Annotated in this window: 12 protein-coding genes; 2 read left to right on the top strand and 10 right to left on the bottom strand. The window is 40.2% G+C overall.

The window, feature by feature from the left end:
• The first annotated feature begins 24 nt into the window (after positions 1–24).
• Entirely contained in the window at positions 25–591 is a 567-nt protein-coding gene (locus tag RCZ04_RS05690) for an NfeD family protein (protein ID WP_460484992.1), read from the top strand.
• Positions 592–647: 56 nt separating this feature from the next.
• Here the strand turns inward: RCZ04_RS05690 and RCZ04_RS05685 are convergent, their stop codons facing one another.
• Positions 648–2,840 (bottom strand): FUSC family protein, encoded by a 2,193-nt coding sequence (locus RCZ04_RS05685; protein WP_460484991.1) that lies wholly within the window; start codon positions 2,838–2,840, stop codon positions 648–650.
• A gap of 36 nt (positions 2,841–2,876) precedes the next feature.
• Between RCZ04_RS05685 and RCZ04_RS05680 the strand changes: the two genes are divergently transcribed.
• Positions 2,877–3,434 (top strand): L-threonylcarbamoyladenylate synthase, encoded by a 558-nt coding sequence (locus RCZ04_RS05680; protein ID WP_460484990.1) that lies wholly within the window; start codon positions 2,877–2,879, stop codon positions 3,432–3,434.
• Between the two features lie 8 nt (positions 3,435–3,442).
• Here the strand turns inward: RCZ04_RS05680 and RCZ04_RS05675 are convergent, their stop codons facing one another.
• The 9 genes from RCZ04_RS05675 to RCZ04_RS05635 form a co-directional block, all read right to left on the bottom strand.
• Positions 3,443–4,522, bottom strand: a complete 1,080-nt coding sequence (locus RCZ04_RS05675) for an efflux RND transporter periplasmic adaptor subunit (RefSeq protein ID WP_460484989.1) — start codon at positions 4,520–4,522, stop codon at positions 3,443–3,445.
• A 138-nt stretch (positions 4,523–4,660) separates the two neighbouring features.
• Positions 4,661–5,488, bottom strand: coding sequence for an SAM hydrolase/SAM-dependent halogenase family protein (locus RCZ04_RS05670; protein ID WP_460484988.1), 828 nt, complete (start codon positions 5,486–5,488; stop codon positions 4,661–4,663).
• A 479-nt stretch (positions 5,489–5,967) separates the two neighbouring features.
• Positions 5,968–6,228: a chaperone modulator CbpM gene (locus RCZ04_RS05665; RefSeq protein ID WP_460484987.1), complete on the bottom strand. Its 261-nt coding sequence runs from the start codon at positions 6,226–6,228 to the stop codon at positions 5,968–5,970.
• A 2-nt stretch (positions 6,229–6,230) separates the two neighbouring features.
• Positions 6,231–7,130 carry a J domain-containing protein gene (locus tag RCZ04_RS05660; RefSeq protein ID WP_460484986.1) on the bottom strand — a complete coding sequence of 300 codons (900 nt, stop codon included), beginning with the start codon at positions 7,128–7,130 and terminating at the stop codon, positions 6,231–6,233.
• A 120-nt stretch (positions 7,131–7,250) separates the two neighbouring features.
• Positions 7,251–7,601 (bottom strand): heavy-metal-associated domain-containing protein, encoded by a 351-nt coding sequence (locus RCZ04_RS05655; RefSeq protein ID WP_460484985.1) that lies wholly within the window; start codon positions 7,599–7,601, stop codon positions 7,251–7,253.
• A gap of 76 nt (positions 7,602–7,677) precedes the next feature.
• The gene (locus tag RCZ04_RS05650; protein WP_460484984.1) at positions 7,678–9,933 is read right to left on the bottom strand and encodes a TonB-dependent receptor; all 2,256 of its coding nucleotides are present in this window, start codon (positions 9,931–9,933) and stop codon (positions 7,678–7,680) included.
• 93 nt (positions 9,934–10,026) lie between these two features.
• Positions 10,027–10,479, bottom strand: a complete 453-nt coding sequence (locus RCZ04_RS05645) for an HYC_CC_PP family protein (protein WP_460484983.1) — start codon at positions 10,477–10,479, stop codon at positions 10,027–10,029.
• A gap of 25 nt (positions 10,480–10,504) precedes the next feature.
• Entirely contained in the window at positions 10,505–11,506 is a 1,002-nt protein-coding gene (locus tag RCZ04_RS05640) for a vWA domain-containing protein (protein ID WP_460484982.1), read from the bottom strand.
• Position 11,507: 1 nt separating this feature from the next.
• Positions 11,508–13,148, bottom strand: a complete 1,641-nt coding sequence (locus RCZ04_RS05635; RefSeq protein WP_460484981.1) for a hypothetical protein — start codon at positions 13,146–13,148, stop codon at positions 11,508–11,510.
• Positions 13,149–13,157 lie beyond the last annotated feature (9 nt).

Raw genomic sequence — 13,157 nt, 5'->3', positions numbered from 1 at the left:
CTCTTATACTAAAACACTATACCTATGATGGAAGTTTTTAACAACCTCGACACTTTACTTAAAGGCTTTTGGTTAGTAGCTATTCCCGTAACAGTGATATTTATCATACAGATGATACTCACTTTTATAGGAAGTGATGCCTCTGATGGTACTTCAGCTGATTTTGATGGTGACTTAGACGGAGGAGATACTCCTTTCCAACTGTTTTCTTTCCGTAACTTGATGAACTTCTTGTTAGGTTTCAGTTGGACGGGTATTTCGTTCTATAAAATAATCACTAATCAAGTATTATTGATTTTGTTGGCTGTTATAGTAGGGGTATTATTTGTATACTTGTTTTTCCTTGTGATTAGAGCACTGATGAAACTCTCAGAGGATAACACTTTTAAGCTCACTGAAACATTGGGTAAAACAGCAGAGGTATACATTCCTATTCCAGAGCATAAAACAGGAAGAGGCAAAGTGACAATTAGTATACGAGGTACTATTCACGAATTAGAAGCAATGACCACAGATGAACGTATTCCTTCTAATACTATTGTCAAGGTTGTTTCAATTGAAGACTCTGTGTTATTTGTAGAACAATTGTAATTACACAAGATATACTAAAGAAAAGCGTTACCAATTTGGTAGCGCTTTTTTTATTATTACTCATTGATAGATCGGATTCCTTGTTCTAAGTTCTTTGCTAACCCAAATAGATAGTTGAACTGTTCTGCATAAAACTGCGTTTCACGCATTGAGATAGGAGAGGAGTTGTCGGGAGTTTGAGGAGTATCCATTATTTCTTTAATAGATTGATTAAGCTCATCTATAGGTGTTTTATAATCTGTATGAGTGTCGTTAACTTGGTGGGTGAGTGGTGCTAACGATTGGCGTAGTGCCTCTATAAGGCTGTCAATAGCCTTGTTGAACACAGGTTTAGGGAAGGTTACTTTCTTGTTGTTAAGTCGGATACCAAAAGAGGCTACAGAGGCTAAGAAAGTTTGCTGTATCACAATAATACCATATACCGACGGGTTTTTGTACTGCATAAACTTCGGCTCTTGTAGCATTCGTTGGAAAGTGGTATTGAGGTTAGAAAGTGCTAATACCGCTTCCTTACGCGATACTTTATAGGCAGTGGTAATTCCTTCTTCAGTGTTAAAAATCTCTTTTACTTGCTTCAAATATTCAATATTGGCTTTCACCGATTGGCTAACGGCACCCCTATAAGTGCTGTGTTCCCACGTAGGCAATATGAGGTAATTACCTGCAAACGATAGCCCAACCCCTATAACAGTGTCTAACAAACGGTCGTAAATAAGGCTGTACACGTTGGGGGTAATCAGTGCAAAGATGAATATCGCACAGATAGTGATGAAGATAGAGGCGTACATATAGTTCTCCTGTATCAGCCCAAAAGCAATAGGCATACACAGTACTGCCACATAGAGGTACAAACTGGGGTAGGGGAGTAGGTAAATTACTGCAAAGGAAGCTACCCCACCTATCATAGTGCCATACACCCTACTGAGAGAGCGTTCTTGAGTAATCCCAAAGCCAGGGCGCATAATGATAAAGATAGTAAGGATAATCCAGTAAGCATTGTTAATTGGGAAGATATCGCCAATGAGATAACCCAATGTTATCACTATAGAGAGACGCATTGCGTGCCTAAAAAAGGTAGATTTGAGCGAGATATGGTCTTTGAGTCGTCGCCACGAGTAGTTTTGGTAGCTCACGAACTTGCGATAGGTCTTCTCATCGCGTACGCCTGCATCGTTGCTATAGTAGTTCTCGAAAATATGTCGGATATTTTCAATAGAGTGGTACTGACTTTCTATATAAATATAAAAATTCCGCAATAACAAAGCGCGTTCTTTGTCAGCTTCCGATACTTCTGCTAAGGCTTTCAGTGCCTCATTCTTTTCTTTGGTTTGTGCCAACAAATCTTTGAGAGAGTTGTCCAACTGTATCTTCTTGCGTGAACCTATGTATTCTGACATTTCTTGCAACTGCCTCGATAGCTCTTTTAGGAAATCCACATAAGTTTGTAGATATTCGCGGTGCTCAGCAAACTCGCGGTCTACTTTCTCGTATTGTACGGGGTTGGCTAAAGCTAACTCAAAGATATCCACCAGCTCAATAAACATCAAAAATTGGCGTTGCAGGTAGTCGGTTTTCCCCGACTTGCTCCGTGAATCGAGTACGGCTTCACGTAGCTTTTCATACTTTTCGTTGAGACTTGTTTGCAGATTGATGAGCTTTTTGAGTCCCTCGCTTCTGTCTTTAGCAATCAGTAAATCAGCTCTTACCGAAAAAAACTCTGCTGTAAGAGCAAAACACTTTCCTAATAGCTGTTCGCTGTACAATCGTGGGCGCACTTTTAGGAATATGTACACTAAAGCACTGTACCACAGTCCGCCTAATAACACACAACCCGAGTACAACACAATACCCCAACCTGTTTGTAAGTGCGCTAAAGTGGAAGCTATCTCAAACAATCCCGCGAAAGCTACCATAGTAGCGCGATGTCCGTAAAGCGAAATATAAGCATTACCAAAGGTCAGTATAAATATGGTAGGTAGTAGCAAATACTCATAAGGAGCCGTCAGGTTTACCAAAGTACAACTGAGGGTTGCCAATAGTGTTGCTATAAAGAGACCTCCGTAAAGGTGTCGCTGATTACCAGGAATATCGCTGGGCGAAATAGCAATTACGCTCAAAGCTATGGGTATGCCAATATCCATTAGGTCAAACCAATAGCCTAATCCTAACGGAATAAGCACTGCAATGGTTTTGAGGCAGCCTTTGAAGAATGAAAAACTTTTAAAGAAAGATATGATAGAGGTAAGCATTTTTTACATATATTTGCGGGCAAAATTACAAAACTAATGGCAAATAACCATCTGATAACTGAAATATTAAAGGCAGGGAAGGTCATTCTCTACCCCACCGATACGGTTTGGGGCTTAGGTTGTGATGCTACAAATCCTGAAGCTGTAGCCAAGATTTTCCAGATTAAACAACGCAGTGAGAGCAAGAGCCTCATCATTTTGGTAAGCGATGTAGCAATGTTGCAGCGTTATGTAGCAGTTATCCCTCCAAAGGTACTCAACTATCTCAAAACCTTGCAAGAGCCTACTACTATTATTTATAGCAACCCCTTACATTTGGCTAAAAATGTGATAGCATCTGATAATACGGTAGCCATTAGGGTTGTGCAAAATGACTTTTGCCAACAGATGATTGCCGATTTTGGCAAGCCTATCGTCTCTACTTCTGCCAATATCAGTGGAGAGCCTACGCCCTTGAATTACCAACTCATTAATCCTGACATTATTGCGCAGTGTGATTATGTAGTACCCTATCGCCAAGAGGATATGGAAATAAAAAATCCCTCACGTCTGATTAGGTTTGATACAGACGGAGAGATTCAAATATTAAGATAAATAGTAAGTTACTCTACTACTTTTATCGGTGTTCCGTTATCAATGTTTATTTGTCCACTGGTAATTACTTCTTCACCAGCAGTAAGCCCGCTGATAATTTCTACTTTATCCCCAAAGTTACGACCGCTTTTCACATTAGCCATTTCTGCTTTAAGCACTTCTTGTCCCTGTGAATTTTGACTCTTTATTATCTTAAAAATTTTATTTTGGCTCACACTGCCCACAAAAGCAGAATGAGGTACCACAAGAGCAGTAATCTCGTCACTACCACTACCAAACTGAGCAGTGGCATACATACCTGCTTTTAGTTTTTTATCTTTATTAGCTACCAATATTTCTACGGGAAATTTAAGAGCCCCGTTAGATTTTGGCGCAATAAACGTAATCTTACCTTCTACTACCTCAGACGAAGTGCTGGGCTTTATTTTAATAACCTCACCTACTTTCAATCGACTTACTTGCCCCTCATCTACAGTAATTTTAAGTTTCAAGTTATCAATATTTACCACATTGAAGAGTGTCTGTCCAGGACTTACAAGCGTTCCTTCTTCCACGTCTTTGCTAGTGACAATCCCGTTGATTTTACTGCGTACGGCTGTATCGCCCGATACTATAGCTGCTGAATTGTAGTTAGCTTGGGCGTTTTTCAGTTGCAAGCGTGCTTGTTCCAATTGTTGAGCAGTAACTCCTCCCGTTTGGTAAGCACTCTCAAAGCGTTTCAAGTCCGATTTTGCTGTTTCGAGCACTGCTTTGGCATTGTCTAACTGCACATTGGTTCTATCAGCTTTTGTTTGTGCCAATACTTGTCCTGCTCTTACAAAATCACCCTCTTTTACGTAAATTTTTATCACTTGTCCGCCCACTTCTGAAGACACATTCAAGTCCTGTTCTGCCACAAAAGTACCATTAGCGCTGAATAAGTCAGCTACTTTTTCTTCAGTCACTTTAGCAGCACGTACGGCCACTTGAGCTTCTTTTTGGGCTACAATAGCCACCTCTTCAGCGTTCTTCTTTTGGTTAGAATATAGGCGGAAACCCATTAATCCTACCAGAACTACTATGATAACGGTAGTAATTACTTTTTTCATTTTTCTTATGTTAAATGTATTAAGTGTTCTAAATCGGGGGCAAAGGTACGATAAAAAACTTAATAAACAAAAAAAGTTTCCGTATTTTTAATATCATTCATTCTTCATCTATTCTCTATAAGGCTATTTTACCCCCTATTAAAGAAAGTGAACACTCACTCTATCAAGGTATTTGATGTCTAATAAAGTAGAAGCTCCTCCCACCGTATGGGTATCACTTTTGTAAACACTACACTGCAAATAGTCGAGATCGTTAAACAGAAGCAACCGCTTTCCATCAGGAGCCCGAAGGTCAGCAGGAACACTGAAATCAATAAATTCGCTGTAATGGTTATAAATCTTTTTAAAAGTATACATATTAAAGATAACCTCAAAGGCTCTATCTTGTCTTATTTCTTCAAATAATCTCCTACTGATATTGCTCACCGCATTACCATAGTGGTCAATATAAATAATCGTACCGTAAACAAAATGTTTATCAGCCGATATCTCTGGTTTAAAATGAGTAGCCTCTAAATACGTATCAGTTTTCTTACCTATTTTGTTAAGCGAAATGTTTTGGCATATTTTCTCAGCAATCGAAGGGAATGAATACAGCGTAGGGAAAAGTTCAGTGCTTTGTTCTCCTTTTATTTCATACAGTTCAGCATTGTTTTTATCTTCTGCTAAAAGATGAAAAATACCGTTATCAGCCCCGATAAAGTAATGCCCGTTCAGTTTCATTACCATATGCCTTTTTTCAGGAGTGCGCTCCGCATCTACCCCTATAATATGTATACTTCCTTTTGGATAATGTACGTAAGCATTTTTTAAGATGAAGGCAGCTTGAAACACATCAAAAGGCGAAATCAAATGCGAGATATCTACCACGCAAGCCTCAGGGCACTTACTATAAATAGCACCCTTTACAGCTCCCACCGAGTAATCTCGTAAACCAAAATCAGTAGTTAATGTAATGATTTTCATTCCTTTTGTTATAATGATATCAAGTTTAAAACAGCCTAAATATATAAGTATAAAGTTAGCTTACCTCCTTTTAATTTGCAATAACCCATCCTCAAGTTTCCTTCTATTGTCCTTCATCATTCCTTCGTTCATTGTTCGTCTTTCCTTCGTTCATTGTTCGTTCTTTCTTCGTCCTTTGTTTCTCTTTGCATCGCTACAATTCCCCCTTTGGAGGGGGTTAGGGGGAGGTTATCTTCGTTCTTTCTTCGTTCTTTCTTCGTCTTTTGTTCGTCTTTTGTTCGTCTGCCCGTGTGGCTCGCACCGTCCTTTGTTCGTTCATTTATTTTTTATCAGCCTGTCGTGCTACGACTGCCCGTGCGGCTCGCACCGCCTTTTGTTTGTCATTCGTTCGTCTTTGCGTCGCCACACTCCCCCTTTGAAGGGGGGCGGGGGGATGTTTCCTTCGTCTTTTGTCTATCTGCCCGTGCGGCTCGCACCGTTTATTCCTCACTTCTCAGCCCTTTAAGCTCGTTGATTTGTTGCAGTAGCCTATGAATAATCTCTAATCCTGCCATATTCACCTCAAGGTCGTAATGCCAATTAGTAAAACGTTCAAAGGCTGAAAGCTGGTCGTAGTGAAGGTAAGTAGTGTTGTCAATCACCTCCGTTTCTATAAGTCCACTTGATTCTAAATCGTCAAAGAATGTAATTTCTATATTATATAAGCGAACGATATCTTCTCTTGAAATTCTCTCTTTCATAATTATGAATTTTTAAGTTGTTCAAATAATGCTTTTTGTTGCTCTGTAAGATTCTTAGGCAATTGCACTTGATAGGTTACAAAAAGGTCACCAAACACGCCTTCTTTTTTGTATACAGGGAAACCTTTGCCTTTTAAGCGCACTGTCGTTCCGTTTTGTGTTTCAGGGGCTACTTTCATTTTCACCTTACCACTGAGGGTATCTATCTGCACTTCACCACCTAGCATAGCCGTATATAGGTCAATGTTTACGGTAGTTTTCAAATCGTTGCCATTGCGCTCAAACTGAGTGTCGGGTTCAATATGGAACGTGATATACAAATCACCGTTAGGTCCTCCGTTATATCCCTCATATCCGTGACCCTTTAGCTTAATTTGCAACCCTTCATATACCCCCGCAGGTACTGTAATGCGTATATTCTTACCATTCACCGTAAAAGTGCGTTGCTGAGTACTTGCCACTTCTCGCAGTGATAGCGACATATCTGCATAAATATCCTGTCCCTTAAACTTACCAGAGGCACTGCCGTAACCTCTACCAAATCCTGAAGTGCGTCCACCAAACATATCTTTGAAGAAATCAGAGTAGTCTCCCTCAGAATAGTTACCTCCGCCAAAGCCTTCAAAGCCTCCAAAACCACCTTGGGAACGTTGCTGTTGTTGGGCTTTTTCGTATTCCTCTCCGTATTTCCAGTGCTCTCCATACTTGTCGTATTTGGCACGGTTTTCAGGATTGCTAAGCACTTCATTGGCTTCGTTAATCTCTTTAAACTTTTGCTCTGCCGTCTTGTCGTTGGGGTTCATATCAGGGTGATATTTGCGCGCCAACTTGCGGTAAGCCTTCTTTATATCGTCTTGGGTAGCAGTTTTCTCTACCCCTAAGGTTTTATAGTAATCTATCATTTCTTATAATTTAGCAGTCGCAAAGATACTACTTTTATTGATATATTTTGTATGCGAGTAATAAAAAAAAAAGGAAGAGATTAGTTCATCTCTTCCTATCATTGTGTTTTTGCTCAGTTTTTATGGCAATCGCTGGTACAAGCAGCAGTGGTGTAAGTTCTTGTACACTTCGTCGTCAGCGCGCTCCTTACCAGCATCGTGACCTACTTTAGCAATCGCTTTCTGCACATCGCTTTCACTGCATTTGCGCTCGTCGAAAATAAGGGTCATATTCCCACTTTTGATGTTCCAATTGGCACTTTTTACGCCTTTTACACTGTAAGCCGCTTTCTCTATGCGCGCTTTGCACTGTTCACAGTTGCCTCCTACGGCAAACTCTACTTTTTTACTTTTGTTTGGTGCTTGTTGTGCACTTGCGGTAGTGAGCCCAAAGAAGCTCAAAGCTACCCATAATAAAATACGTGTTTTCATTTTTTTTAATATTAAGGGAATAGGAATTGAAATTTAGAAAATAGTTGCTAAACTTCTAATTCCTAACTCCTAAGTTCTACAATAATTTAAATCTTAATCCTGCGTAATACATTTGCCCAAAGGCTGGAGCGTACTGCATAGTACTATCAAAATACGCACCAAATGGGTCACCAGCCGCCAAAATACCGTTCTCTTGTTTGTAATTGGTGATATTCTCACCGCCTACATATATCTCAAAGGTTTTAGAGAACACCTTAGTGATTTGAGCATTCAGTGTAGCAAATGAGGGAGCATAGTTGTTGAGCCTATAAGCTACGGGGTTCGTAGCGGTAGTAGGCAAACGTTGTTCGCCCAACCAATTGAAGGTTACATCAAACTTCCATTGTGCGTGGTTGTTCTCGTGGCGCTCGGGAGTTTCGTAAGCTACATTGGCAAACCAGCGGTGTTTTGGGGTAAGGGTTTTCTCCAATTGTCCTTTGGTGAATTGTGTCTGCACATCGTAATACTTGTAGGCAGCTTTGAAGTCTAAACCTTTAGCAGGAGTAATACTAAATTCGGCTTGCAAAGAATTAGCAAAGCTATTGCCGTTTAAGTTATAGAATAAAGCTTGTTGAGGCGAGTTATCCAAATCCACTACTACTTGATTATCAAAATCAGTGCGGTAGAAGTCTACTGAAAACTCAGCCGTCTTGCCAAATACTTTAAATGATTGCAAGAAGCTCACGCCGTAATTCCAAGCAATCTCAGGGTTTAACCCGTAGAGCTTACCACCATCACCTCCTATAATACTAAGCTGACGTGCAGAAGCTAACAATTGTTGGTTCTCAGCAATCACATTGGCAGCGCGCTTGCCTCGTCCTGCCGATACTCTAAAGGTAGCTTGTTGCCAAGGGTTGTAGCGCACGTGCAAACGCGGAGTGATAAAGTTACCTAAGTGGTTATGACTATCGGCGCGTACACCTGCCACAAAGCTAAAGTTACTCAAGTTGTCGTAAGTGTATTCAAAGAAAGCACCTACCGAGCGGTCTACACGTGAAAAATCTCCTGTGAGAGCTCTGGTAGTAAGCACCTCATTGTAATCGTCGTAAGTACCATTGAGTCCTGTAGCAAACTTGTGTTTGGTATTGGTGATGATAGAGTTGTATATCAAGTTGCCATACCAACTCTTTTGGTGAATGTCATATCGGTTCAAACCAAAATAAGAATCTTGGCGATGTGACTGAAAAGAGTTCTGTAAACCTATGCTTTTATAAGGAGTCTCAGGGAATACATAACCTATTTTGTTAAATGCACTAATGCGTTCAGAGTTCACTTCACTGCCCCAAGCATTGGTAGTACCTTTGTCGGTAAGCGGATTAAAGCGCAATTCACCTGCCTGACGCTCGTCTTTCATATAATGAAGATTCAAGAAGCCTACCCAACCTTTTTGTGCATCAGCGTATTGCCAACGGTTCAATAGGTTGATTTGGTTACCTATGGGGTTATCAATAAAACCATCGTGATTGTGGTCGGCTTTCTGTTGTCGTACATTGCCGTGTGCAAAGAGGGTAGTTGCCCATTTGTCGGACAGTTTATAGTTCGTATGCGCGTTAATTTCGTAGCGGTTATCCTCTGAGGCGTACAAGTTCAAGAAGAAAGGAATCGCATTGATAGGCTTTTCAATTTCGTAATTGATTTGCCCTGAAATACTCTCATAACCGTTAATCACGCTACCTGCTCCTTTGGTAATCTGGATACTCTCAATCCACGTGCCAGGTACAAATGAGAGTCCGTAAGCCTGTGAAGCACCCCGCATTGTAGGGATATTCTCTTCAGCCATTAGTATATACGGACTGGTCAAACCTAACATCTTTATCTGTTTGTTACCCGTAACCGCATCCGAGAAGTTCACATCAATTGATGGATTGGTAGAGAAACTCTCCGATAGATTACAACAAGCGGCTTTCAGCAGCTCCCCACTGCTCATTGTGTGCACATCGGCTACTTGCCACTGCGATTTCATCGTATTAGCCCGTTTGTGGCTTACCACTACCTCTTCCAAAGTAGTTTCAAGCTCCAACTGAATGTGTAGGGGCGCATTGCCACTCACATTTACTGTTTTCTTTTTATAACCTACATAACTTACTACTAAAGTAGAGTTCCCTTCAGGTCGTTTCAAGGTAAAGGCTCCTTCGTTATCAGTAGAAGTACCTATTTGTGTGCCATTCCAATATACATCAGCACCTATAAGTGGAACGTTGTTTTCATCCACTACTGTGCCCTTGGTAAAGTTTTGAGCAAAGAGTGATAAGGGCAACAATAGCCCTAATAAAAGAATATATTTTTTGTACATTATTGTTCTGTTTTTATTCAGTTCAGTAATTAGAATTTAGAAATTAGAGGGATAGAGGTATTTTCTTCCCTCTTGCCTTTTGTCTTTTACCTATTACCTATTACCTGAATAAAACACTCTCTGGCAGTACAGTTCATACAGTGGCGGGGCATTGAGCAGTGTAAAGAAATCAGTACTGATAGATTTCTTTATCATCTTAGCAATGCTTACCTCTTCTAATACGGGTAGGGTAGAAGTAACAATTACAAAAGGGTGTAGTTGTAATTCCAATACCTTTACTACCGATGTACTATCAGAAATAGAAGAAGTGACAGATGTATCGTCACAACATTTTTTATGTGAAGTTTCTGTTTCGTCCTCATCGTCATCAGAAGCACAGCAAGAGTCCATTGTAGCGCAACCTTCCTCTTCTTCACTTGCAGAAGTGATGTATTCTAAGGAAACTGACGATAAGGTGTCTTTGCAATAATGAAAAGTAATTGCCCACCCTGAATTCGAGAACAGGATAAGTATAGATAATAATATGTTGATAGTTTTTCTTTTCATTACGGGTGCAAAGATACAACAAATTTTATATCTCGTTTCTAAAGATGGTATTTTTTAATAAAAACTCAAGTAATAATAATACAACAGCAATCATCGCTAAGGGTCTAAATTTCTCATCTACCTCAGTGTATTTAAACTCTTCAATTTTGGTAGTCTCCATCTTGTTGATTTCGTTGTAAATCTGTTGTAACTTCTGGTTATCAGTCGCGCGGAAGTATCGTCCGTGTGTTACTTCAGCTATCTTTTTCATTAGAGGTTCGTCTATTTCCACTTGTAACATACGGTACATTATGCTACCGTCAGGATTCAGTGCGTAAGGTGAAAGCGCTGTTCCATTAGTGCCTATCCCTACGGTGTAAACTCTGATACCGTATTCAGCAGCCAACTCTGCTGCGGTTTGTGGGTCTATAAATCCTGTGTTGTTCACTCCATCGGTAAGCAGAATAATCACTTTGCTTTTAGCTTTACTTTCTTTGAGTCGGTTTACAGCCGTTGCCAATCCCATACCAATTGCTGTACCGTCTTCTATTTGTCCATATGTAATTTCCGAAAGAGCGTTTAAGATAATACCTTTATCCGTAGTTACAGGTGTTTTAGTATAACTTTCGCCTGCGTAGATAACAAGTCCTATACGGTCGTTAGGTCGGTCTTTTACAAATTGTGAGGCTACCTTCTTTAGCGCTTCAAAACGGTTCGGTTTTAAGTCTTTTGAAAGCATACTCGCCGATACGTCTATTGCCATCACAATGTCTATCCCATCAGTAATTTTAGTATGTGCATTTTCTGAATGGGTTTGTGGGCGTGCTAACGCTATAATTAGCAAAGCAACAGCCAATAAGCGCAACGCAAACAGTGAATGGTATAAATAGTCTTTCCACGAACTCATCTTCTTAAAAGCAATCGTGGAAGAGAGGGTTACGTTAGGTTTAGATTTCTTATTCCAATACCAATACCACGCCACCATTAGTGGTAAGATTAATAACAACCAAAAGAACTGTGGATTGGCAAATGTAATATTTTTAAGCATATTATTCTGTTTTAAATACAATAGAATTGATTACCCTTTGAGCAATCTCATCGGCATTAGCTTCATTTATATGGGTAATGAGTACTTGCTGGAGCGCATTGTTTTCAGTAAAACTGTATAGCTCATATGAAGCGCTAAAATACTTGCCTTTCTCGTCCGGAATACTCATTTTTCCAAATACTTTCATACCTTTGGCTCCACTCGGTGAAGTGTATTCTTCGGTCAAGGTAGTGATGTTCTTCGCCTTAGCTTTATCTAATTGCGAGAGCACTATTTCATTCACCTTCTGCGGGTCTAAGGTAAGTCCGCCGTCTTGCCCCTCTTGTTGTGGAGCGGTATTTTGGGCGTCTTTCTTAAACGTTATGATATTCGTCATTATGTACAAAGGCGAATTGAGGCTGCCGTAATAGAAAGTGTATTGCTTATCAATAATCGATTTATATTCTGTTACATCTACTATTTGCTTGCGAATGAGTATCTCAGGGGTAGTAAGCTCAGTAATAGGATAACCGTAATCACTCGTTACCCATTTGCTGTGATTGATACTTGCATAAGTATTGAAATATTTATTGTACAAAATGCTATACCCTATAAACAATACAGGGCTCAATGCTACAAAGCAAAGCGAAACTATCAGTGCCACACGATTGCGTTTTTTTCGGCGTTCTCTTAATTTTAGTACGCTCATTGTGAAGGCGTCTTGCGTAGGCACTTCGCCTTCGGCTACTACCACAGGGATAGCTTCTTTGGTTTTAATCACTACGTTTTCAATAGTCTCACGGTCGTATTCGGCATTGTTGTCCGAAGGTTTACTCTTAGCGAACTTCACCAAGTCGGCATTTTGTAGTACGCGTTTGAGATTGCTGATAGTCTCTCCTGAGAGGTGTAGCTTCCCTGCTTCTTGCAAAGCATTAATTTTGCCCAAAAGCTCATCGGTGGTACTCTCTTTCGCTAAAATGTGTACTTCGTCTTCTAAATATTCTTTTACGATGTCGGTAAGGCGAGTATAATAGGCTTTGTGTTGTGATTCTATCAGGTATTTAGAATTTTGTAAGTCTTTGAGGTCTTGTATAGCACGCTCAAAAGGAGGTAACTTTTTCCGCTCTTCTTCAGCCGTTAGTTTTTTCTTGCGGAATACGAAGAAGTATAGAGCCCCTGCTATCGCAAGGAGTCCTATGATTCCTAAAACAATCCACAACCACATACGTGAAGCTGTAGGTGAGGCTACTTCAGTAATAGGCTTGATATCATACAAAGGTTGTTTGAGGGTATCAACGGCTACGGTGTGTACTTCTACGAGTAGTGAATCGGTGTAGTAATCTTTGTTACTGATGTGTATGCGTTGGCGCGGAATGGTGTATTTTCCTTCGTCGAATTGGGTGAGGTAATATGCCTTTTCTAAGCGAAACTTACCTGCCTCTTTTAAGGTATCGGTAGGATTGGCTTTCACCATTTCCAGCGGACTAAAGCTTTGCCCTTCGGGGAATACTACAGCCGCATCGGCAGGAGCTTCCACCGATATCTTGTACTCTATTTGTTCCCCTATTTTGATGTTCTTTGTATTAGCCTCAACCTTCACTTCTTGAGCGTAAAGCGTAGGAAATACAAATAATATGAATATGAAATATAATATACGTCTCATTTTTACCTC

It is taken from the genome of Capnocytophaga sp. HP1101 (assembly GCF_054772415.1).
This window is presented reverse-complemented; position numbering and strand designations above follow the sequence as displayed.

Bases quoted from the DNA above. Each gene is read 5' to 3' on its own strand.
- RCZ04_RS05680 (WP_460484990.1), top strand. From the start codon at position 2,877: ATGGCAAATAACCATCTGATAACTGAAATATTAAAGGCAGGGAAGGTC.
- RCZ04_RS05655 (WP_460484985.1), bottom strand. From the start codon at position 7,601: ATGAAAACACGTATTTTATTATGGGTAGCTTTGAGCTTCTTTGGGCTC.
- RCZ04_RS05635 (WP_460484981.1), bottom strand. From the start codon at position 13,148: ATGAGACGTATATTATATTTCATATTCATATTATTTGTATTTCCTACG.
- RCZ04_RS05685 (WP_460484991.1), bottom strand. From the start codon at position 2,840: ATGCTTACCTCTATCATATCTTTCTTTAAAAGTTTTTCATTCTTCAAA.
- RCZ04_RS05640 (WP_460484982.1), bottom strand. From the start codon at position 11,506: ATGCTTAAAAATATTACATTTGCCAATCCACAGTTCTTTTGGTTGTTA.
- RCZ04_RS05665 (WP_460484987.1), bottom strand. From the start codon at position 6,228: ATGAAAGAGAGAATTTCAAGAGAAGATATCGTTCGCTTATATAATATA.
- RCZ04_RS05690 (WP_460484992.1), top strand. From the start codon at position 25: ATGATGGAAGTTTTTAACAACCTCGACACTTTACTTAAAGGCTTTTGG.
- RCZ04_RS05675 (WP_460484989.1), bottom strand. From the start codon at position 4,522: ATGAAAAAAGTAATTACTACCGTTATCATAGTAGTTCTGGTAGGATTA.
- RCZ04_RS05670 (WP_460484988.1), bottom strand. From the start codon at position 5,488: ATGAAAATCATTACATTAACTACTGATTTTGGTTTACGAGATTACTCG.
- RCZ04_RS05645 (WP_460484983.1), bottom strand. From the start codon at position 10,479: ATGAAAAGAAAAACTATCAACATATTATTATCTATACTTATCCTGTTC.
- RCZ04_RS05650 (WP_460484984.1), bottom strand. From the start codon at position 9,933: ATGTACAAAAAATATATTCTTTTATTAGGGCTATTGTTGCCCTTATCA.
- RCZ04_RS05660 (WP_460484986.1), bottom strand. From the start codon at position 7,130: ATGATAGATTACTATAAAACCTTAGGGGTAGAGAAAACTGCTACCCAA.